Raw genomic sequence first — 22,838 nt, 5'->3', positions numbered from 1 at the left:
TCCGCCGCCGTATGGGGGTACTGCGGAATGTACGGCCGCCGGCAGATGCCGGTTGGCCTGGAAGCCACCGGGGGCGGCTGAAAAACAAAAGGGAATTCTGGGACTGTGACAACTTTCTTCGGCAAGCTGGGGCTGAAAAAGCGTCAAAACAAGAAATTCATAGCGGGGACTGCTGCGACTGCGGCAGGCGCTTTGCTGATTACGGGGGCAGTGCTGTACCCGGGGTTCAAGACCACCGAGGTGGACTTGAACGACGGCGGCGTGTGGGTTGTGAGCAAAACCAAGAACGCTGTGGGTCGATTGAATTACCCGTCCCGCGTCTTGGACGGCGCGGTGACGCCGGCAACTACCACTTTCGACGTCCTGCAGCACGACGGCAACGTCTTCGTAGACGATGAGTCGGGTTCCACCATCAATCAGGTATCGGCCGCCAACCTCAAGCTTGGCGGTGACAAGCAGCTGCCGTCGTCGTCGCAAGTCAGCTACGGCTCCACCGTACTTTCGGTGACTGATCCCGCACGCGGCAAAGTGTGGGCATTGTCGCCTTCCACGGTCAACGGCTTCGACGAAGAGGGTACAGAGCCGGTACTGACCGGCGACCCGGGCATGGTGTCGGCCGTGGGACCTGACAACCGGATTTATACGGCGGACCCTGGCAAGGGCGAAATCACTGTCACCACTGTGGACGCCAATGGTGAACGGACTGATTCGCAGGTCAGCAAGATTGACGAGCTCAAGGGCGCCGGCGACCTTCAACTGGCCGTGGTGGGCGATAAGCCCGTGGTCCTTGACGCCGCCTCCGGAAACCTCTTCCTGCCGGGCGGCCGCAAGCTGCAACTTCAGGATGCCCGCGAAGCCAAGCTCCAGCAGAGCAGCGAAGACAGCAGCTACGTGGCCGTCGCAACCCGGAAAGCCCTGCTGAAGCAGCCCCTGGACGGGTCCACTGCTGCAACGGTTAACGCTGACGGCGAAGGCGTTCCCGCGGCTCCCGTTCAGGTCAGCAAGTGTGTTCACTCAGCGTGGTCCGGCGCCAACAAATACGTCCGCGACTGTGACAACGACGCCGACGACAAGAAAAACGACGTCCCCAAAGCCAGCGCCTCCCCAAGCTACGTTTTCCGCGTGAACAGGGACTTGGTTGTCCTCAACGACGTGAACTCGGGCAGCGTGTGGCTGGTCAACCAGAACATGCAGCTGGTGAACAACTGGGACGATGTTGTCCCGCCCAAGAACCAATCCGATGACCAGGACCAGGAGTCCGCGGACAACAACACCATCAACGTTCTCCCGGACCGCACCAAGCCCAACCGTCCGCCCGAGACCAAACCGGACGAGTTCGGTGTCCGGCCGGGCCGGACCTCCATCCTGAGCGTGCTGGATAACGACTCAGATCCCGACGGCGATGTCCTCACCGCGTCGGTGGGCGCCAACGGCCCCAAAATAGGAGCGCTGGAGAATATCTACGGAGGCTCCGCCTTCCAGATCAAGGTCCCGGCAGATTCCAAGCCGGGAACGGAAGTCTTTGACTATAACGCCGCCGACGGCCGTGACTTGTCCTCCGGCGGCAAGGTCACACTGCGCGTTGTACCCCCGGAAGAGAACAAACCGCCGTTCTTCAAGCGAGGCGAGCCCACCACCATGCTGGTGGAGCAGGGCAAGTCCGTCAGCCAGAACATCCTGACCGACTGGATGGACCCCGACGGCGACGACCTCGTCCTGTTGGATGCAAAATCCGACAACGACCAGGACCAGGTGAAGGTTCGCCGCGACGGCCTGCTCACTTACCAGGATTCCGGCGCAGCGCCGGGCAAGAAGAACGTCACCATCACGGTGTGGGATGGCAGGGCCACAACCACTGGGCGCATCGTGGTCAACGTGCAACCGCCGGGTGCCCTCGCACCGGTAGTCAATGCGGACCACGTCACCGCGGTTGTTGGCCAGGACCTGGTCATCGCACCTTTGAAGAACGATGTGGACCCCAACGGTGGCGCCCTTCGCGTTGCCCACGTTGAGGCTGCCGGCCCAGCAGAGCTCGGTCCGGTAACCGACGGCGGTACCTTCACCTTCCGTAGCACCACCCCCGGCCCGATCTACTTGACGTACATCGCCAGCAATGGACCCCAGAGCAGCCAAGGCCTCATCCGTGTGGACGTGGAGTCCGGCAAGGACGCCGGAGCTCCTGTAGCCGTCCATGACGTCGCGCTTCTCCCTGTGGGTGGCAGCGTGCTGGTTGATCCGCTGGCCAACGACTCCGATCCTTCCGGCGGCGTGCTGGTCCTCCAATCCGTTACCGTGCCCGATGGTTCGTCGGCCTCGGTGAGCGTGATCGACCACAGCGTCCTTCGCGTTACCGACGTCCTCGGCGCCAAGGAACCGTTCGTCTTCAGCTACACCATGTCTAACGGCCGCGCCTCAGCCACCGGCACGGTGGGCGTCGTCCCGGTGCCGGCTCCCGCCGTCGTCGAGGCTCCCCAGCCCAAACCAGACGAAGTCAACGTCCGCGTGAACGACGTCGTGACCATTCCGGTCCTGGACAACGACACCCACCCGCAGGGCGAGGAACTGTCCGTGGATCCGGTGCTGGCGCAGAGCATTCCAGAGGAAGACGGAAAGGCGTTCATTTCGGAGAAGACACTTCGCTTCATCGCTGGGCCCACGCCCAAAACCGTGCGCGCCATCTACAACGCGGTGGATCCGCAGGGACAGAAGAGCGCAGCAGCGGTGACCATTCACATCCTTCCGTTGGAAGGTACGCAGAATTCGCGTCCGCAGCCGCAAAACCTGACGGCACGCGTCGTAGCCGGTGGCAGTGTCCGGATCCCGGTTCCGCTGGACGGCATAGACCCCGACGGCGACTCGGTCCAGCTCACCGGCATCGACAGCACACCCACCATGGGAACCGCGACGGCGGGAAGCAGCTTCATCGATTTCGTCGCCGCTGGTGATGGCGCGGGTACGGACACGTTCCGCTATAAGGTGATCGACCGCCAAGGTGCGGTCAACACGGGAACGGTGACGGTCGGCGTCGCGCCCCGTGGGGAAGACAACCAGAAGCCTGCTCCCGTGGATGACGAGGTCAAGGTTCGTCCGGGCCGCCAGATCGCTGTGGACGCGACCGCGAACGACACCGACCCCGATGGCGACATCATTCGGATCCTGACGGACAGCATCGAGGCTGATGCAGGTCTCGACGCCAAGGTCAGCCAGACCAGTGGCCGCATCCTGGTGACCGCTCCCGCCGCAGAGGGCACCGTCAACGTCCGTTACTCCGTAGCTGACGACCGGGATGCGGTGGGGCAGGCCAGCATCAGGGTGGTGGTCCAGAACGACCTACCGCTCCAGGCACCGATTGCCCGCGACGACCGCGTGACATCGGCGCAAACACTCGGTAAGACGGCTGTGGATGTTCCTGTCCTGAAGAACGATGAGGATCCGGACGGCGTGGGGGAGAACCTCAAGGTCGCTACCGGTCTGGACACGGCACGTCCTGGTCCCGATGGCAACGTCATTGTTGACCTTACCGAGCAGCCGCAACTGGTGCCCTACACCGTGGAGGATGTGGATGGCCAGAAGTCCACAGCCATCATCTGGGTTCCCGGTATAGGCCAGCAGGTCCCCACGCTCGCCAAGGATGAAGTGGTGGAGCTTGTCTCAGGTCAGTCCGTCACGGTGAACCTCGCGGAGTGGGTCAAGGTCCGTGAGGGACGCTCACCACGCCTGACCCAGACGGACCGCATCAAGCTCATCGGTGCCGACGGCAGCGATCCCGTAGCCAACGGTGGCACTGCCCTGAAGTACACGGCCGGTGCGGAGTATGTTGGCCCCGGTTCCATCAGTTTCGAAGTTACTGACGGAACAGGTCCGGACGACCCCAACGGCCTGAAGTCGACGCTGAGCATCCGAACCAAGGTTCTGCCCGACCCCAACAAGAACAACCCGCCCGTCCTGTTGGGGAGCGACGTGGAAGTTCCCAAGGGTGACTCTGCAAGCCTTGACCTGGAGAAGCTGACGTCGGATCCGGACGCGGATGACGTGCAGAACATGAGCTACGAGCTGGTGGGCGCAGCCCAGGGCGGCTTCAAAGTGAACGTGGAGGGCAAGACGCTCAAGGTCTCGGCCGAGGACTCCGTACAGATCGGGCAGTCGGGCACCGTTCAGGTGAAAGCAAAGGACCGCCGCGGGCTGGAAGCCGTGGCCTCCTACAAGCTTTCCCTGTTGGCGTCCAACAGGCCCAAACCGGTGGCGAACGATGATCTCGAGCCTGAAGCACAGTCGGGGAAACCCGTGACGGTCAACGTGTTGGCAAATGATTCCAATCCGTTCCCGGACACCCCGCTGAAAATCGCCTCCGCGGTTACTGAGACGGGCCAAGGTACTGCTGAAATCAGCGGAAGCGATGTGACCGTCACCCCAGCCGGGGGCTTCACGGGCACCATGGTGGTTGCTTACACCGCAGAGGATAAAACCGGCGAGATCTCCCGGTATGCCACTGCCCGCATCCGTTTGACGGTCAAGGACAAGCCTGCAGCGCCTACAACGCCACTAGCGCAATCTGTGGGCGACCAAACTGCCCTGCTCACATGGAACGCCCCCGCTGATCGTGGCTCGCCCATTACCAAGTACACGGTGTATGGCGAGAACGGCTTCAAGCAGGACTGCCCCGCGAATACCTGCACGTTGACCGGCCTGACCAACAACGTGAAGTACCACTTTGCCGTCACGGCCACCAATGCCATCAACGAGTCTGAGCGCTCGCCGGTTTCGGCCGAAGTCCGTCCGGACGTCAAGCCCGACACACCGGTTGCACCGACGCTGAAATTTGGCGACAAGCAGCTGTCCGTGGCGTGGGTTGCTCCGGCAAGCAAGGGCTCGCCCATCAAATCCTACGATCTTGAGATCTCGCCTGCTCCTGCTGGCCAGAACCCGCAGATCCAGAACCTCACTGGCAACAGCCACGTGTGGACGGGCCTGACTAACGGCGTGGCCTACAAGGTCCGGGTCCTGGCCAGGAATGACGCCAAGGAACCCTCGGAATGGAGCCCTTACTCAGCTGCGGAGACGCCGGCCGGTGTTCCGGCCGCGCCTGCCGCTCCGTCGGTTTCTGGCGCTGGGTCAGTTGGCACGCAAAGCCAACTGCAGGTCAGCTGGAAGGCGCCGAACAATAACGGTGACGCTGTTTCTGCCTACACCTTGACCACCTACCGGGGCGGCGCCGTGGTGGGTACCCAGTCGGTGGGAGCAACCTCGCAGAACGTCACCGTTGCTAATGCCGAAGCGGACTACACGTTCACGGTCTCAGCGACGAACAAGGCCGGTGTCAGCGGTGTCAGCCAGCAGTCCGCGCCCATTCGGGCCGCAGGAAAGCCAGGCACCGTGGGCAGTGGTTCGGTGACAGCAACCGGTGCAAGCGGACAACTACGGGTGACGTTCACGCCACTCACCGCCGCTGAACGTAACGGTTCCCAAGACAACGAAATTACCTATCGCTGGCAGACCGCCAATGGTTCCGGCCCCATCGGACGCGGGGGCGGCGACATCGGCGGCCAGCCGAACGGCACCAACGTCGTCGTGAATATCATTGCGACGTCCGTGAAGAACGGAATGTCCGGCGATGCGAAGAATATCGGACAGGCGAACCCCTACGGTCCGCCGAACGCACCGAACGTCAGTGGAGGCAAGTCGGGTAAGGGTGACGGCCAGGTGCACTGGACTTGGAACAACCCGAATATGAACGGGCGTCCCCTGGACCACTACGAGGTAAGCCTGGACGGCGGCGGATGGACCGGCGTGGGTCAGGCAAACAGCTTCGATGCACCCGGAGGAGGCTGGGAGAAGACCCGCCAAATCCGGGTCAGGGCCGTCACGGTCGTGGCTGGGCCCAACAGCAGCCCAGTCAACTCAACCAGCGGCGTCGATCCCACTCCGCCGCCTCCGCCGCCCGCACCGTCCCAGATCCAGGCGCACAACAGCACCTGCCCGGGAAAGCCTGGTCAAACGGATAGCTACAATCCGAGCGGCCCCTCGTGTGGAGTCGGCTGGGTGGAGCGTTCCTGGGGCAGGATTGACGTCACCTGCAGGCAGGACATCTACCGCAACGGGACGGCTTGGTACAAGCTCAAGGGCTCACCAAAGGATGGCTGGTTCGTCAAGCCCATCACGGTGGATCTTTACGGCCCCGTTCCGCCGCCCTGCTGAGCCATCGGCAAAATCAAACGATTACTTCAACCCACACCCCGAATATCCAAGGAACAGGATCACCGATGACCATGACAAACGAGCAGGCCGCGTGGTTTGCAGAAACGTTCGAGAAGCTCGTTGCCAACGTTGGCAAGGCCGTGTTGGGCAAGGAACACGTCATCCGGCTGACGTTCACGGCGATGATGGCAGAAGGCCACGTCCTGTTCGAAGACGCACCGGGTACGGGCAAGACCTCGCTGGCCCGTGCCCTGGCCGCAACTGTCCAGGGTTCGCACAACCGTATCCAGTTCACGCCTGACCTCCTGCCGTCTGACGTGACGGGTGTGACCATCTACGACCAGAAGACCCAGAAGTTCGAGTTCCACAAGGGCCCGGTGTTCAACAACATCGTCCTGGCCGACGAAATCAACCGTGCCTCCCCGAAGACGCAGTCCGCGTTGCTGGAAGTCATGGAGGAATCCCGTGTGACCGTGGACGGCACCACGTACGAGGCCGGCCGCCCGTTCATGGTCCTGGCTACCCAAAACCCCATCGAACAGGCAGGCACATACCGTTTGCCGGAGGCGCAGCTTGACCGCTTCCTCATCAAGACTTCCATCGGCTACCCGGACCACGCTTCCACCGTTCGGTTGCTGGGCGGGGCGAACCTGAAGGATCGCTCGAAGGACCTCACACCGTTGATCACCACCCAGGCAGTGGCTGACATGGCGGACCTGGCAGCCACCACCCACGTGGACACAGCGGTACTGGAGTACATTTCGCGCCTGTGCGAGGAAACGCGCAATGCCAGCGAAACGCGCCTTGGTGTTTCCGTCCGTGGCGCCCTAGCCATGGTCCGCGCCGCAAAGGTGTGGGCAGCCAGCCAGGCACGCAACTTCGTGCTTCCGGATGACATCAAGGAACTCGCCCCCGTGGTGTGGACGCACCGCTTGGTGATGGACCCCGAAGCTGAATTCTCCGGCGCAACACCCGAGGTGGTACTCACTCGCGTCCTCGCCGACGTCGCCGCCCCGCAGCAACGCGCCAGCGCGTAGCACGGCGCCAGCGCGTAGCACCACGAAGCCCCACCGGACCCCAGCTCAAACAAAGGCCTCCACATGTCCTCCAGCACACCCCTGAACAGGGCTGCTGACTCGTTCAAGCGCGCTGCGTCTGCGCTTGGCGGCAAGATGCGCTCCCTGCGCGGCCCTGGCAACGAACAGGGCAACCGCCCCGGCCCGTCAAGTAAACGCGGCAACGCCGGCAAGCTCCACCCCGCAGCGGTATGGTCGGAAGCCGCCGGGACCGCCGGCGATTTTCTCGCGCCGGTGTGGGACAAGGTCCGGGCTGTGTGGCTGAGGTTCGTCTGGCCCGTCCTCGCGGTGGTGAGCCTGCTCGGCTGGGTAGTGCTGGCTGCTTCGATCGGGCTCTGGTGGGCAGGGCAGGCCTGGGGTTGGCAGGAAGCCAAGTCCGCTGCCTTGGTGGCTTTTTTGCTGTTCCTCCTGGCTATCGGCTTCATCGTGGGCCGCTCGGCATATGGCGTAGTTCTGGACCTTGCCCGCACCCGGGTGGCCGTGGGGGACGATGCAGTGGGCAGCATTGCAGTATCCAACGTTTCCACGCGGCCACTGTTGCCCGCGGCGCTGGAGCTGCCCGTCGGTTCCAATACCGCCGTTTTCCATTTGCCCCGAATGAAGCCGGCTCAGGTCCACGAGGACCTGTTCACCATCCCCACGGCCAGGCGCGCAGTGATCGTGGTGGGTCCGGTCCGTTCCGTGCGCGCCGACCCCCTCCATCTGCTGAGGCGTCGCGTGATGTGGACAGAACCCGTGAACCTGTTCGTCCATCCCCGCACGGTATCGCTGGGCAGTTCGGCCGCGGGCTTCATCCGGGACCTTGAGGGCATGCCCACCACCGAGCTGTCCAGCGCGGATGTGTCCTTCCACGCCCTGCGCGACTATGTTCCCGGGGACGATCGCCGCCACATCCACTGGAAGACGACGGCCCGCACCAACAAGCTCATGGTCCGCCAGTTCGAGGAAACCCGCAGGGCGCACCTTGCCATTTCGCTCTCCATCAACACGGATGAGTATGGCTCCGAGCCGGAGTTCGAGATGGCCATTTCAGTGGCGGCATCCATTGGCCGGCAGGCCATCCGTGAACAGCGCGAGCTGGACGTCCTGACCCAAAAGGGACCGCTCCGCTGCGAAACCGGACGCAACCTGCTGGACGACACCACAAAGATTGTCGGGGCACCCATGCGCAAGACCGCCGTCGACCTGGCCCGCACCCTTTCAGACACGGTCCCCAACGCCTCCGTGGTGTTCTTCGTGGTGGGAAGTCACGTAACGGCCACGCAGCTCCGGTCGGCAGCCGCGTCCGTGCCTCCCGGTGTGCGGAGCTTGGCCGTCCGTGTCCAGCCCGGTGCCGCGCCGTCGAGGGCCAACATCGCGGACCTGACGGTCCTCACGGTCGGGGACCTGGACGATCTCGCCATTGTTCTTCGAAAGGCGGCAGCATGAGCACCGCGCCCAACCTCCGTGTGCGTCCCCGCGCAGCTAGGGGAACCCGCGCAGCTAGGGGAACCCGGTCCGCCGCCCGCGCCACCGGAGCGATTTTCGACGACGGCCGGCCACTGTGGCATTTCGCCATTGACTGCGGCGCGCTCCTGGTGTTGCTGTTCCTTGGCCTCCTCGGTTTCACCCTGAGCTTTGGGGCAGACGCTCATTTCCTTGTGGCAGGTCAGGGTGGTGTGCTGCTGGGGCTTGGCATCGCTGTGCTTAACGCGCGCTTCCGCCTGGGGCTGCTCATCACAACTGCGCTGGCCTTCGGTGCCTATATGGTCTTCGGATCGGCGCTGGCCGTGCCGGATTCGGCAGTGTTCGGTATCCTGCCCAGCCTCGACTCCCTGCGCACGCTACTGCTGGGCATCGTGTTTGCCTGGAAGGACATGCTGACCGTTGGTGTTCCCGTGGGGACAGCGAACGGCATGCTCATTGTGCCGTTCCTAAGTTCACTCGTGGCTGCGCTGGCCGCCGGTCTGCTCACCTGGCGTCTGAAGAGCCCGTACTGGCCGCTTCTTCCAGTGCTGGTCCTCTTTGTCACGGGCATCGCCTTCAGCACCAGCGCCGGGTTCCTCAACGTGGAGCGCGGCGTCTCGCTGACCATTGTGTCCATCGTCTGGGCAACGTTCCGCCGCGACGTGCTGCGGCAGAGAAGCACCAGGACCGTTTCGGCCAACAGGCCGGGTTCCGACGCCGCCACGGCCCGCCGCGGCCAGCTCCGCCGTCTGGGGACTGCTGCAGCCGTGATCGCCGTCGCAGTGGGCGTCACTGCCATCGCGTCTCCGCTGGTAACCGCCAGCGACGACCGGAAGGTTCTCCGCAACACCATCGTTCCGCCTTTCGACCCCCGCGACTTCATCACCCCGCTGGCGAGCTTCCGCAATTTCGTCAAGGACGAGAAGGACAGCACGCTGTTCACGGTCAAGGGGCTGCCCAAGGACGCCCGTATCAGGCTGGCGGCCCTGGATGCCTTCAACGGCGTGAACTACACCATGGATCCCAGCAGCTCCGGCAACTTCAGCAAAGTGGGCGATGCCCGCTCACTGAACACGCTGGCAGACTCGGGAAGCCCGGTGGAGGGCACCAACTACACGCTGGACATCACCATCGAGGACTACCATGGCTACTTTGTGCCGGGCGGCCGGCACACTACAGGTATGAGCTTCGCGGATGCTTCCGGCGCAGCGTCCGGCCTCTACTTCAACGCCGGTACGGACACCGCGGTGACCACCAAGAGCCTGGTCATGGGTGACAAGTACACAGTGCAGGTCTCGGACCCCGGGACTCTGGAGCACGGTCAGCTCACGCAGTACGACTTCGCGAAACTGACGCTGCCCGAGGCGGAAGAAGTGCCACCAATCGTGGCTTCGCAGGCGAACCAGCTTTCGGCGGATGCACCTACGGCCATTGACAGGGTCCGGCAGATCGAGGCCCACTTCCAGAAGAGCGGTGCTTTCAGCAACGGTTTGGTAACCGAAGGGCAGCTACCGAGCCTGCCCGGTCACAGTGCCGCCCGCGTCCGCAACATGCTCTCCGCCAAGCAGATGCTGGGCGACGACGAACAATACGCCGTGTCCATGTCCCTCATGCTCCGCCACCTTGGCATTCCGTCCCGTGTGGTCATGGGGTTCTATCCGGACCCCAAGAGCCCCGAAAACGGCGCGGGCGACATCAAGATCACGGGTAAGGACGTCCACGCCTGGGTTGAGGTGGCGTTCGACCGAGTGGGATGGGTTGCCTTCGATCCCACCCCGCCCAAGGACAACGTTCCCATCCCTCCCGACCCGGAGAACAAGTCCAAACCCAAGCCGCAGGTGCTCCAGCCGCCGCCCCCGCCGCAGGAACCAGCGGACCTGCCGCCGGACTCCACACCGGACGCACTGGACGCTGACGAGAAGAAGAACAACCCGTGGCTCTTCTGGGGTCCGCTGCTGGCGGCCATTGGCGTGGCGCTGATTCCGCTGGGGATCCTCGCCTTGCCGCTGCTGCTGATCCTTCTGCTGAAATCACGACGCCGGAAGGCGCGTTTCCGTGATGGCCACCCCGCCCAGCGGGTCGGCGGAGGGTGGAACGAAGTGCTGAGCCTGGCCACCGACATGGGTGCCTCGATCGACACGAAGTCCACCAGACGCGAATCGGCCACGGTCATCGCTGATGCGTTCCCGACTACCGGGACTACCACCACGATGCTTGCCCACCGTGCCGATGCCGCTGTGTTCGGCGCGGGCCAGCCCAGCGAACACGAGGTCAAGGAGTACTGGGAGATCGTGGATTCGTCGCTGACCGAGATTACTGGAAGCGTCGGATTCTGGAAGCGGCAGCAGGCACGGTTCTCGCCGCGCTCCTTGCTGTCCGATGGCCGTGTTGCCCTACGTTACCGCCAACAGGCGCCCCCAGACCCAGCCAAGCGCAGCTTCACGTTGCCATTCAAGAAGGACACCACCGATGAGCAATGAGAGAGAACTTTGCCCGGCATGCCGGCACGGGGTCCGTCCAGGCGCTACGTTCTGCACTCAGTGCGGTTCACCGCTGAACAACCGTGGTGCCCGCAAGGAAGGCAACATCAACCATGCCCGGAAGGCCGCCTTGGAGTTCGCCAACCGGCAGGGCCTGCCCGATCCCGGTAGTATCTCGGTAGTGTCGGCGCCGGCGTCGCCGGTGCAGCACGGAACAAAAACCACGCCGGACCGTATGCCGGGGCCAGGGGGAGGGACCACGATGACCACCAAGCTCGAATTGGCGCCCGCCTCTGCCGGGAAGCGCCTGGGCGCAGCTGTGCTGGACTGGTTGGGTCCCGTTGCCGTGATCGCCACCACTTTCGCCATTGGTGTTGCCGGCATCACGCAAACCCGCAGGAGTGGCTTCATCGTCTATGACACGGGTCTTCTGGTCCTCTTGGGCAGCATCGGCCTGGGCCTGACGGTCGTTTACACCTTTGTCCTCCTTGGAATTGAGGCAAAGTCCGGAAACACCATCGGCAATCAGCTCATGGGCATCCGGAGTGCGGACTCCGACGGCTACGCGCCCGGCGCTGGTGTAGTTTTTGTTCGTGGGATCCTCACTGGTGGCCTCTTGGTGCTGGGGTCGATCGTTGCCGTCATCCTGTCGGCGCTCGGATTAATCGGACCGGTTCTGCGGATCGCCTTGCCGCTGATGTTCCTCGGTGTTGTTTGGGCCTTCCTTGTGGTCATCTCCAACGCTTGGGACAGCAACGGCAAGCTGCGGGGCTGGCACGACAAAGCGGCGAAGGCCTTGGTGTTCGATGTGAACGCCGGTCGTAATCCGGTTACCACGGGAGGTATCCAGGGCCCGTACAGTTTCGCACCGATGGATCTCCCGCCCGTTCAACCCGTCGCTTCGCCGGTCCCTTCCGGACCCGCACCGGGCGCCCGTCAGAACGCGACCGTACAGGTAGCTCCGGCACAGACCGCAACCGTGACGGTCGCACCACAGCAGGCCCCCGAGGCTGCAGCCCACCCGGACGACGACGTGGAACGCACCCAGATGCGTCCCGGCGCAGCCCGCGCCCAAGCCGTCCTGCGGCTCCGGATTGACGATGGCCAGGACATCCAGCTGGGCGGGTCAGTCCTCCTCGGCCGCAATCCGGCGCCGCAGCCCGGGGAATCCGTGGAACAATTGCTGCCCGTGTCAGACCCCGGCCGGTCCATTTCCAAAACGCATCTGCATCTGCGCGTCGATGGCGACGGCGTCTGGGTCACGGACCGTAATTCCACCAACGGCAGCGCTGTCACCACCCCCGACGGCATCCAGACCAGGCTCAACCCGGGCGAAGCAAGCTTTGTCCGTCCCGGTTCCACCGTTCACTTTGGGGACCGTTCCTTCCACCTAGGACAAGCATGAACTCACAGCCGGCCACCCCCGCCAACGCCGAAGCCGGTCCCGACGCAGGCGGATCCTCTTTTCGACTCAGTTATGGATACGGAACGGACCGCGGACTTCGGCGCGAACTGAACGAAGACTCGTTCATTGCATCGGACCCCGTCTTTGCTGTAGCTGATGGCATGGGCGGACATGAGGCGGGGGAGATTGCCAGTGGCATGTGTGTCCGGGCCTTGGGCAGTTCCCCTGAATTGGCTGCCGGCGTGCGCACCGCTTCAGCTTCGGACCTTCAGTCATGCCTGTTGAAGGCCGATGCCGCCATCCGCAACGCAACTGGAGCCCGCGCGGGGACCACGCTGTCCGGGGTTGTGGTGGTGGAACAAATCGGACTGCCCTACTGGCTTGTGATGAACATCGGTGATTCCAGGACTTACCGCCTCAGCCAAGGGGAGTTCACTCAGGTGAGCGTTGACCACTCCGAGGTGCAGGAGCTGGTGGATTCCGGGGATATCACCGCGGAGCAGGCTACCGTCCACCCACGCCGCCACGTTGTTACCCGTGCCCTGGGCACCGGCGACGAAACCGAAGCTGATTTCTGGTTGCTTCCCATCCAGGAAGGTGACCGGATCATGGTCTGCTCGGACGGTCTCAACGGCGAACTGGGTGACGACCATATGTTCCGCGTCCTCAGCACAGTCGCCCATCCGCAGGATGCCGTGGACGCGCTGATCCAGGCCGCCCTGCGTAGCGGTGGCCGAGACAACGTCACAGTCATAGTCGTGGACGCCAAGAACGTCTTGAACGACGCCGGCATCGCCACCACTGCGCCCCGCCCCGAGGTTGCGTCCGAGGTTGAAGAAGACACCCTTCCCCGGGCCTGGGTGAATGGCACGGAAGAGGTTGCCGGGGCTGACCAGGAGGAAGGCGTCGATGGCAAGCAGTAGCCACCTTTCGCTGACCCGCTACCAGCAGGGTGAGTGGTTCGGCATTGTGCGGAACGGAACCGTGGTGCTCCTTGGCCCCGACACCCCGCCCGCACTGATAGACACCGTCTGGGAGTTGCTGGCATCTGCGCCTGAGGCCCACGAAGTCCTCCATGTGGTGACGGACGCCTTTGGCGTTTCCCTCAGCCGCATCCCGCCCTTCGGAATCATCGACTCAAAAGACGCACTCCGTGTGTTCCTTCGGGGAGACCTCGAACTGCATGCGCAGTTGGGTGCGGGCGAGGAACGCCTCACGGGGCGGGACGTCACCACTTGGACTGAACGCCGGCTGGCGGATGCCACGTCCTACAACGTCCGGATCGGGAACAGCTCCGCCTCGCAGCACGGTATTCCGACGTCGGGTGGAAGCCTGCCGCTGAACGGCTCGCCCTTGAACAGTCTCCCCTTGGGAGAAGGCGTGGTATTCCTGGCCTCGCTCGAGGCTTCGGCCCGAGCTGCCGGCCACACGGACAGCGAACCTGAAGTCCGGCCCGTAGCCGTGTCCGACGAGACCATGATCGGCTACGCAGAGGCAGACATTGGTCTGACGATCGCACCTGGCCACATGATTCTTACTCCCGAGCCTCCCCTTCCGGAGGAACCGGCGGCAGAGGAACCGGCGACATCCGGGGTGCCCGGCCACACGAGTACCCCCGACCCGGTACTTCCCTCGCTGGAGAACACCACGAACTATGACCATTTGTGGGACAAGACGGTGATGCGCAACATTGAGGACGCCGCCGTTCGCACGGACGAAGGGTCTGACGATCACGACTCACCTGCTTCGACGACGCCGGAAGCCCCATCACCTTCGGCATCGCCTTCCCAGGCACCGGAGCCACCGTCTCTGACTTCGCCAGCTGAAGCAACAGGCAACGAACCCTCCCAGGGAGGGTTCGCCGTCGGACCACCGCAATCGAGCGGTCTGATCGAGTCCGTCCCGTGGGTGCGCAGCAGTTCCTCCACCGTTGAACCGGGCAGTGACCAGGAAGCAGTTCCGCCCAAGCCCGTTGGCGATTCCGCGGCCCAGGTACCGGCCGCTTGGTTGTCGGCTCCCGCCGCCTTGGCAGTGGCCGAGGACTCAGACCATGACGGACAGACCATCATGAAGAGCAGCCTTCGGGCTGAGGACGAAGCGGGCGCCAAAGCTGTTGTTGGGCGCGTGGAAACCCCCGCCGTCAACGGGCCGAGCGTTCTGGCACGGATGTGCTCCCAAGGGCACGCCAATCCGCCGACGTACCCGGAGTGCTCGGTGTGCGGGGTTGCGGTCTCCGGTGACGCCGTCCACGTCCCACGTCCTCGCTTGGGCAGGATGCGGCTATCCACGGGTGAGTTGATTGATCTTGACCAGTCGCTCATCATCGGCCGGCAGCCGTCGGTTTCCCGTGTGCAAGGCGGCACCATGCCGCGCCTGGTTCAAGTGGACAGCCCCGGAGGGGACATTTCCCGCTCCCATGTGGAGGTCCGGCTTGAGGGTTGGCACGTCATGTTGTGCGACCTTAAGGCAACCAACGGAACCGTGCTCATCCGGGAAGGCCAGGCACCCCGCCGGCTTGCCCAAAACGAGATGGCCATCCTGCTGGACGGCGATATCGCCGAGCTGGGTGACAACATTTCACTGCGTTTCGAGGAGATTCTTTGAGTTCCAAGAGGCCCCCCGCGCCGCCTCCACCCATCCCGGGTTTCACGTACATCAGCCTGCTCGGCTCCGGTGGCTTCTCGGATGTGTACCTTTATGAGCAGGACCGGCCGCGCCGAAAAGTAGCGGTCAAGGTGCTGTTGTCCGACCTCAAGACTGAAGGGGCCCGTCGCCGCTTCGAGTCCGAAGCGAACCTCATGGCACAGTTGTCGTCGCACCCTTACATCGTGACGATCTTCGAAGCCGAGATTACCGAGAGCGGACACTCGTACCTCGCCATGGAGTACTGCTCCCGGCCGAGCCTCGACGTCCGCTATCGTCGCCAGCGATTCAGCGTCGATGAAGTCCTGGCCGTCGGGATCCAGGTGGCTTCCGCCGTCGAGACCGCACACCGGGCCGGCATAGTCCACCGGGATATCAAGCCTGCCAACATCCTGGTCACCGATTACAACCGGCCTGCCCTGACGGACTTTGGCATCTCCGGAACCATCGGCGCGGACACCGAGGACGACGCCGGCATGTCCATCCCTTGGTCTCCGCCCGAGCAGTTCCGCGGAGGTGCCGTAGATGGCGTTCCTGTTGATATTTGGGCACTGGGCGCTACGCTGTACACGCTGCTGGCGGGTCGTTCGCCGTTTGTACTTCCAGGACAGGACAACTCGCAGCGGGAACTGATCTCCCGCATTACCAACTCACCCCTGCCCAGGCTTGGCCGTGCCGACGTTCCGGAATCACTGGAACTGGTTCTGGCCACCTCCATGGCGAAGTCACCGGAATCACGTTATTCGTCGGCCCACGCTTTCGCGTTGGCGCTCCAGCGGATCCAGACTGAACTGAACCTCTCCGTCACGCCTTTCGAGGTGCTTGAAGAGCCAGGGCACGGCGACGATCAGCATCCAGACGACAACTTCGAGGAAACCCGGGTCCGGAGCATCGCCTCTATCGATCCTGATGCTTCGGGAACGGCCACCACAGGATCGGCGCCCACGTTCCCTGCACGCACCTTCCCGTCCACCGTTCCGAGCAGCCCTCCACAGCCCACCAACCCTCCGCAAACTGTCCAGTCCCAGGCACCACAGGGGGCTCCGCCAGGGTTCCACGCACCTGCGCCGGGATCGTACACGGCCCCCGGAAGTCGTACCGCTCCTGCCGAGCCTGACACGGCAGAGTCCACTGTCCTGCGCGGCTGGCAGCCTTCGCGTGCACAGGACTATGTAGGCGCGACGATCAGCCGTTCCAACGTTCCCACCCAAGGCTCAGGTGCCACGCAGGAGAACGCCCTGCCGGTGGATCACAGCAAACGGAATCTTTGGCTGGCCGCAACCGGTGCAGCCGTGCTGGTGGTCGCCATTGTGGTGGGCGTGGTGTTGGGCGCGCAGGCGCAGCCGAAGGTATCACCTACGGAAACGGCGTACCAAGAGCCGGCCGACCCCTTGGACGACGGCGGCGTTCCGGACGTGGAAGGCCTGGTGGGCACGCGGGACACCGACAAGCCAGACTTCGCTGATTTCCGGTGGAAGAACCCGCAACCCAAGCCCGGCGACACGTACAAGTGGCGTTACCGGACCGTCCTCATCCCGGAAGGCGAATACGACTCCGTAACAGAGCCCCACGCACGAGCCTATTTTGGCGGGGAGGAGCAACTCTGCGTCCAGGTAATTATTGTCCGTGCTGACGGTACTGCCTCGCCCGGAGGCACGGGATCAATCGGCTGCGTGGACTAGGAGCCGGTACATGAGACTTATTTACCGCCGACTGAGGAGGCACAGATCATGGGGGATCTAGCAATAGATTTCTGTGGGGAATGGTACGAACCATCCGACGAGGACATCTTCGACATTGGTCGCGAAGGTGACCTGGAAGTGGACGACAACCCCTACCTGCACCGACGCTTCCTGCAGATCGCCCGCTACGACGGCATGTGGTGGCTCAGCAACGTCGGGAGCATGCTATCCGCCACCATTGCTGACGGCTCCGGCGGCATGCAGGCCTGGTTGGCGCCCGGGGCAAGGATCCCGTTGGTGTTCAGCCACACCAACGTGATTTTCACCGCCGGCCCAACCACCTATGAGTTCGCTGTTCACTTGAAGACGCCCTCCTTCCGGCACGAAGCACGCGACGACGACCAAGCGGGGGACACCACCATCGGGCCCGTGGTCTTCACCGATTCGCAAAAGGCGCTCATCGTTGCCTTGGCCGAGCCAATGTTGCGACGCGATGGAACCGGCTTCAGCTCCATCCCGTCCTCCGCCGAGGCTGCCAAGCGACTTGGCTGGGCACTGACCCGTTTCAACCGCAAGCTGGACAACGTCTGCGACAAACTGGACCGGGTAGGCGTAGTGGGCCTGCGCGGCGGGGTTGGAAAACTCGCCACCAACCGCCGGGCGCGTTTGGTGGAACACGCCGTGACGTCGCATCTTGTGACCCCGGCTGACCTGCATCTCCTCGAAAAAATGAGTGGAGTCGACGAAGGATGAAGTTCCGCCTGACCTTGCGGCGTGACCCTGCGGAAGCAAAGAACCTCGCCGTAACGGTGGACGGTCGTGCCACCGTGGCTGACATTGCCACCGAACTTTGGGCTGCCGATCCAGCACGAAAGGGGACTGAACCGCCGTCGAACCTGTCCATCAGCGTGGACGAGGCGTTCGTTGGCGGCGGGCTCTCAGGGCACGTCCTCAGGCCGACGGACAACCTGCTGGAGTCCGGGCTGCGGCCAGGTTCCAAGGTCTCGCTCGCGCAGGTCAGCGAGCAGTTCGCGTCCAACGGCCACAGCAGGGGCCCGGCAGCGGCGACGTTGCGCGTGATGTCAGGGCCCGACGTCGGACGCGAATTTTCACTGCCTTTCGGCACCAGCTACATCGGCCGGGACCGTGACGCCGACATCCGTTTGTCGGACCCGCTGACGTCCAAGCGCCATGCGCGGATCACGGTGGGCGAAACCGTGGAAATCGTGGACACGAACTCCGCCAACGGCCTCCTCATGGACGGGCTGCCGGTAACCCGGGCAACACTCGAATCCTCCGACACCGTTACTTTGGGCGATACTTCCGTGGGCGTCGTTGCCCTGTCCCGAAACCACAGCGGTGCTCCGTCGTCGCCGCTGGTGGATTTCAATCGCTCGCCGCGTGTGCTGCCCAGGTTCGAGTCGCCCAAGCGCGTGCCGCCTGCGGGTCCGAAGCGCCCGGAACACCAGCCCTTCCCTTACATCATGCTGATCGCGCCGCTCCTGATGGGCGGCGTGCTCTTCGCTTTCACGCAAAACCTGCTCTCCGTGATTTTCATGGCGATGATGCCGCTGTTCATTGTCGGGCACTATGTGGACCACAAAATGCAGAGCAAGCGACAGGCCAAGGAAGGCCACAAACAGTTCAAAGCCGCCATGCTGGCGTTCCGTGAGGACATCGACAAGCAGCAGAACATTGAGCGCGCTGTCAGGCTCCAGGAAGCACCGTCCGTGAGCGATACGGTTGATGCGATTTACAAGCTCGGGCCCCTTCTGTGGACCCACCGCCCGGAGCATCAGCACTTCCTGGGGGTTCGGTTTGGACTGGGCTCCGCACCGTCGCGCATCCAGTTCGACGAACCAGGCGCCAACGAAACCGAACCGCAGTACATGCGGGAAATCCAGGAGTGCCTGCAGCAGGTCCGGGTCATTGAAGGCGTTCCGATCGTGTCGCAGCTGCGCACCTCGGGTTCCTTTGGCGTGGCGGGGGACCGCAGCGTGGTGGACGACGTGGCCCGCGGCATGGTGCTCCAGTTGGTGGGACTCCATTCGCCGGCCGAAGTTGTCCTCACGGCATTGACCTCGGCACGTTCCCGTGAGCGCTGGGACTGGCTGCAGTGGCTCCCGCACGTTGGTTCAGGCCACAGCCCCCTATCCGGCGATCATCTAGCTGCCGGCCCCGGTGCCGGTGCTGCCTTGTTGTCCCGACTCGAAAACCTCGTGGAAGAGCGCGAATCCTCGGCCAGGGAGCCGGGCCCGCATCCGCGTCCCGGACTCAAGAACGAGCAAGAAGAAGTTCCGGGGCCCGTGGTTCCAGCCGTCCTGGTGATCGTTGAAGACGATGCCCCTGTGGACCGTGGCCGCCTCACGCGGTTGGTGGAACGCGGCCCCGACTACGGTGTGCACATTATGTGGGTGGCGGCCAATGTGCAGTCACTTCCCGCAGCATGCCGTGATTTCCTCTCGGTGGACGGTGATCACGGCACCACCACGGGCCAGGTCCGCTTGGGCCGCCACACGTACCCGGTGAGCTGCGAAAGCCTCGATGCGGACCTCGCCACGCAGCTGGCGCGCATGATGTCGCCGCTGGTGGATGTTGGAAACCCGCTCGACGACGACTCCGACCTCCCGCGGGCCGTCTCCTATGCCACGTTGATCGGCAAGGAACTGATGGACAACCCACAGGCCGTGGCCGAGCGTTGGCAGGAGAACAACTCTGTCCACGCCACGGCCGTGCCCAACCGGAAGGACAACGGCAGCCTCCGCGCGCTGGTTGGTTCCAAAGGTGTGGAGCCGTTCTACCTCGACCTCAAGAACGAAGGTCCGCACGCACTGGTCGGCGGAACCACGGGTGCCGGTAAATCCGAGTTCCTCCAGTCCTGGGTGATGGGCATGGCGGCCGCCTACAGCCCGGACCGTGTCAGCTTCCTGTTCGTGGACTACAAGGGCGGCGCCGCATTCGCCGACTGCCTGCACTTGCCGCACACCGTTGGCCTGGTGACCGACTTGTCCCCGCACCTTGTGCGCCGTGCGCTGACTTCGCTTCGCGCTGAGCTGCACTACCGCGAAAGGCTCCTGAACCGTAAGAAAGCCAAGGACCTGCTGGCGCTGCAACGCGAAGCCGATCCCGAGGCGCCCCCGTACCTCATCATCATCGTGGACGAATTCGCGGCGCTGGCCACCGAAGTTCCCGAGTTCGTTGACGGTGTGGTGGACGTCGCCGCCCGTGGCCGTTCCTTGGGCCTGCACCTGATCCTGGCCACGCAGCGGCCCGCCGGTGTCATCAAAGACAACCTACGCGCCAACACCAACCTCCGTGTCGCTTTGCGCATGGCCGACGAAGTGGACGCTACTGACATCCTGGGTGTTCCCACCGCGGCTTACTTTGATCCGTCCATCCCGGGCCGCGGTGCCGCGAAGACCGGCCCCGGCCGGATCCAAGGCTTCCAGACCGGGTACGCTGGCGGCTGGACGACGGAAAAGCCGCAGCGTCCCCGGATCGACATCGTGGAGATGGCGTTCGGATCCGGTCCCACGTGGGAACCGCCCGTGGTGTCTCAGGTGGAAGAAGAACCTGCCGGACCGAACGACATTGCCAGGATGACTGGAAACATCATCCGGGCAGCTGACGTACTGTCCATTGAGCCTCCCCGGAAGCCCTGGCTCAACGAACTCGCCACTACCTACGATTTCTCCAAGCTTCCCAACCCGCGGACCGATGTGCGGCTCCTGCTGGGCGTGGCAGACGACCCCGCCCACCAGGACCAGCCCACTGTGTTCTACGAGCCGGACAAGGACGGCAACATGGCCGTCTACGGCACGGGCGGATCCGGTAAGTCGGCGGCGCTGCGCGGGATTGCCATCGCCGCGGCTGTCACGCCGCGTGGTGGGCCGGTGCACGTTTACGGCATCGACTGTGGTTCTTCGGGACTCAAGATGCTTGATGGCCTTCCCCATGTTGGCGAGATCATCAACGGCGACGACGTGGAGCGCGTTGGGCGGCTGCTGCGCTGGCTCAAGGAAGTGGCGGATGACCGGGCAGCACGGTTCGCTGAGGTCCGGGCTTCCACGATCGTCGAATACCGGCAGTTGGCCAACCGGCCGGAAGAGAAGCGGATCTTCATCCTGGTGGACGGCATGTCTTCCTTCCGTGAATCCTACGAGTACAGCAATTTGTCCGCGCTGTGGGACATCTTCCTGACGCTGGCAACTGACGGCCGTCCCCTCGGCATCCACTTGGTTGTCAGCGGCGACCGCACCAACTCCGTTCCGGCGTCGCTCCTGGCTTCCATCCAGAAGCGGCTTGTGCTTCGCCTCAGCTCCGAAGACGACTACATGACCCTGGACGTCCCCAAGGATGTCCTCAACGCAGCCTCGCCTCCCGGGCGTGGTCTGTTGGACGGGCTCGAAGTCCAGCTCGCCGTGCTGGGAGGGAACTCGAACCTCGCGCTCCAGGCCCGGGAAGTGGCCAAGCTCAGTCAGGCGATGCTGCGCCAGGGCCTCGAGCAGGCGCCGCAGATCCAGCGGCTTCCGGAGCTGGTGGACCTGGACATCCTGCCCACCGGCGCTCCCGACAACCCTGTGATAGGCGTCGACGACGAGACGCTGGGTTCGGCGGCCATTGCGGCCAAGGGTTCGCTCCTACTCGCTGGTCCTCCGGGTGCCGGGCGAACAGTAGCCCTGGTTACCCTGGCGTACGCCTTGAGGCGTTCCAACCCGCGCACGGACCTGATCTACATCGGTTCCCGCCGCTCGGCTGTGGCGTCACTGAATATCTGGAGCAGGTCACTGGTGGGTCCCGACGAGGTCTCGGACGTGGTGGATGACCTGATCGACAAAGCCTCGGACAACCCTGGCACCATGGCCATCTTCATCGAGGGCCTGACAGAGTTCACTGACACCCTGGCGGAGTCTGGCGTGGGACGGCTGGTCACTGCCGCCATCAAGGCCGATCAGTGGGTGGTGGGCGAGTCCGAGACCTCTACATGGTCTCAAGCCTGGTCCCTTGCGCAGCCGTTCAAATCCGGACGCCGCGGGCTCTTGCTCAACCCCGGAGATGTGGAAGGCGACAGCCTCCTCAACACCTCCTTGGGCCGCATCAGCACTGACTTCATTCCGGGCCGTGGATACATCGTGGGACGTGGGAAGGTACGCAAACTGCAGATCGCGATGCCGCCGGAGAACCGAAGCTAGGATTTGCGGCGGTGCGGGCGATATAGGAGGATTCTCGAAACACCCCCAAAATCGGGACGCCCCAACGTCCCAGCTGAGGTTGACTTCATGCGACACCCCGTTGTGCCTGCCTTTCTCTTGGCCGCTGGCTTGCTCCTTGCGCCAGCTGCCGCTGCCCACGCTGCTCCGTGCGCGGAAGGTAAGGCCACGTGCGCTCCGGTGGACGCTCCAACGGATCCTACGCCCACCCAGCCCAGCCTGGCTCCGGAAGCGGACAAGAAACCCGCGCCGCAACCGGAGCCAACCCGGGTCCGTGAAACCGGGAAAGCGCCGGCGCCAGCCGCGCCGCAGCCCACGGTCGAAGCGCCACGGCCTGTGGTCACCCAAGCCCCTGTGACCGTGGTACCCCGGTCGGCCGCTCCGGCGTCGAGCTCGTCCGAACCAACCCCGGCCACAGAAACCACGGTGGCGTCAGCCACGCCGTCGGCTTCCCCTTCGGCCAGCCCCAGCTCCGCGAGCCCCAGCCCGTCCAAGTCGTCCAACTGGAATACTCCCGTGGATAAAGGCCAGGAGACGCAGGCCGCCGTGATGGCCACCAACTCCATCGAGGGGCCCAACATGCTGGGCCTGTTCGGCGTCCTGGGCGGCGTCCTGGTGGTGGGCTTGGGCGGACTGGCGTTCGCGCTGTGGAGCAAGAACAGGCTCTCGTCGCACTAGCCGCACCGCAATAATGTCGTTGG

Annotated in this window: 11 protein-coding genes; all 11 read left to right on the top strand. The window is 63.9% G+C overall.

Annotation, left to right across the window (positions count from 1 at the left end; translation table 11 throughout):
- Nucleotides 1-105: 105 nt before the first annotated feature.
- The 11 genes from AC0J5Z_RS16630 to AC0J5Z_RS16580 all read left to right on the top strand — a co-directional run bounded on the left by AC0J5Z_RS16630 (nt 106) and on the right by AC0J5Z_RS16580 (nt 22,815).
- Nucleotides 106-6,195 (top strand): Ig-like domain-containing protein, encoded by a 6,090-nt coding sequence (locus tag AC0J5Z_RS16630; RefSeq protein ID WP_475034341.1) that lies wholly within the window; start codon nt 106-108, stop codon nt 6,193-6,195.
- A 65-nt stretch (nt 6,196-6,260) separates the two neighbouring features.
- Nucleotides 6,261-7,232: an AAA family ATPase gene (locus AC0J5Z_RS16625; protein ID WP_475034339.1), complete on the top strand. Its 972-nt coding sequence runs from the start codon at nt 6,261-6,263 to the stop codon at nt 7,230-7,232.
- A 63-nt stretch (nt 7,233-7,295) separates the two neighbouring features.
- Nucleotides 7,296-8,699: a DUF58 domain-containing protein gene (locus AC0J5Z_RS16620; RefSeq protein ID WP_475034337.1), complete on the top strand. Its 1,404-nt coding sequence runs from the start codon at nt 7,296-7,298 to the stop codon at nt 8,697-8,699.
- Nucleotides 8,696-11,197 (top strand): transglutaminase-like domain-containing protein, encoded by a 2,502-nt coding sequence (locus AC0J5Z_RS16615; RefSeq protein WP_475034335.1) that lies wholly within the window; start codon nt 8,696-8,698, stop codon nt 11,195-11,197. Before AC0J5Z_RS16620 ends, AC0J5Z_RS16615 begins: the two co-directional genes overlap by 4 nt.
- Nucleotides 11,187-12,602, top strand: coding sequence for an RDD family protein (locus AC0J5Z_RS16610; protein ID WP_475034333.1), 1,416 nt, complete (start codon nt 11,187-11,189; stop codon nt 12,600-12,602). The genes AC0J5Z_RS16615 and AC0J5Z_RS16610 overlap by 11 nt, the downstream gene beginning before the upstream one ends.
- On the top strand, nt 12,599-13,525 hold the full coding sequence (locus AC0J5Z_RS16605; protein WP_475034330.1) for a PP2C family protein-serine/threonine phosphatase: 927 nt from the start codon (nt 12,599-12,601) through the stop codon (nt 13,523-13,525). Before AC0J5Z_RS16610 ends, AC0J5Z_RS16605 begins: the two co-directional genes overlap by 4 nt.
- Complete coding sequence (locus AC0J5Z_RS16600; protein ID WP_475034327.1) at nt 13,512-15,206, top strand: FHA domain-containing protein; 1,695 nt, start codon at nt 13,512-13,514, stop codon at nt 15,204-15,206. Before AC0J5Z_RS16605 ends, AC0J5Z_RS16600 begins: the two co-directional genes overlap by 14 nt.
- Entirely contained in the window at nt 15,203-16,927 is a 1,725-nt protein-coding gene (locus tag AC0J5Z_RS16595; protein ID WP_475034323.1) for a serine/threonine-protein kinase, read from the top strand. The genes AC0J5Z_RS16600 and AC0J5Z_RS16595 overlap by 4 nt, the downstream gene beginning before the upstream one ends.
- A 48-nt stretch (nt 16,928-16,975) precedes the next feature.
- Nucleotides 16,976-17,680, top strand: a complete 705-nt coding sequence (locus tag AC0J5Z_RS16590; protein ID WP_475034321.1) for a hypothetical protein — start codon at nt 16,976-16,978, stop codon at nt 17,678-17,680.
- Nucleotides 17,677-22,119: an FtsK/SpoIIIE domain-containing protein gene (locus AC0J5Z_RS16585; protein ID WP_475034319.1), complete on the top strand. Its 4,443-nt coding sequence runs from the start codon at nt 17,677-17,679 to the stop codon at nt 22,117-22,119. The genes AC0J5Z_RS16590 and AC0J5Z_RS16585 overlap by 4 nt, the downstream gene beginning before the upstream one ends.
- An 87-nt stretch (nt 22,120-22,206) precedes the next feature.
- A complete protein-coding gene (locus tag AC0J5Z_RS16580; protein WP_475034316.1) occupies nt 22,207-22,815 on the top strand; it encodes a hypothetical protein in 609 nt (202 codons plus the stop codon).
- Nucleotides 22,816-22,838: the final 23 nt, after the last annotated feature.

Source organism: Paenarthrobacter sp. TRD_SC_7 (assembly GCF_056156245.1).
The sequence above is the reverse complement of the archived record's forward strand: the minus strand, read 5'-3'. Positions and strand labels throughout refer to the sequence as shown.

Excerpts from the sequence above, each read along its gene's own strand:
- AC0J5Z_RS16625 (WP_475034339.1), top strand. The coding sequence starts at position 6,261 with ATGACCATGACAAACGAGCAGGCCGCGTGGTTTGCAGAAACGTTCGAG.
- AC0J5Z_RS16600 (WP_475034327.1), top strand. The coding sequence starts at position 13,512 with ATGGCAAGCAGTAGCCACCTTTCGCTGACCCGCTACCAGCAGGGTGAG.
- AC0J5Z_RS16590 (WP_475034321.1), top strand. The coding sequence starts at position 16,976 with ATGGGGGATCTAGCAATAGATTTCTGTGGGGAATGGTACGAACCATCC.
- AC0J5Z_RS16585 (WP_475034319.1), top strand. The coding sequence starts at position 17,677 with ATGAAGTTCCGCCTGACCTTGCGGCGTGACCCTGCGGAAGCAAAGAAC.
- AC0J5Z_RS16620 (WP_475034337.1), top strand. The coding sequence starts at position 7,296 with ATGTCCTCCAGCACACCCCTGAACAGGGCTGCTGACTCGTTCAAGCGC.
- AC0J5Z_RS16580 (WP_475034316.1), top strand. The coding sequence starts at position 22,207 with ATGCGACACCCCGTTGTGCCTGCCTTTCTCTTGGCCGCTGGCTTGCTC.
- AC0J5Z_RS16615 (WP_475034335.1), top strand. The coding sequence starts at position 8,696 with ATGAGCACCGCGCCCAACCTCCGTGTGCGTCCCCGCGCAGCTAGGGGA.
- AC0J5Z_RS16610 (WP_475034333.1), top strand. The coding sequence starts at position 11,187 with ATGAGCAATGAGAGAGAACTTTGCCCGGCATGCCGGCACGGGGTCCGT.
- AC0J5Z_RS16605 (WP_475034330.1), top strand. The coding sequence starts at position 12,599 with ATGAACTCACAGCCGGCCACCCCCGCCAACGCCGAAGCCGGTCCCGAC.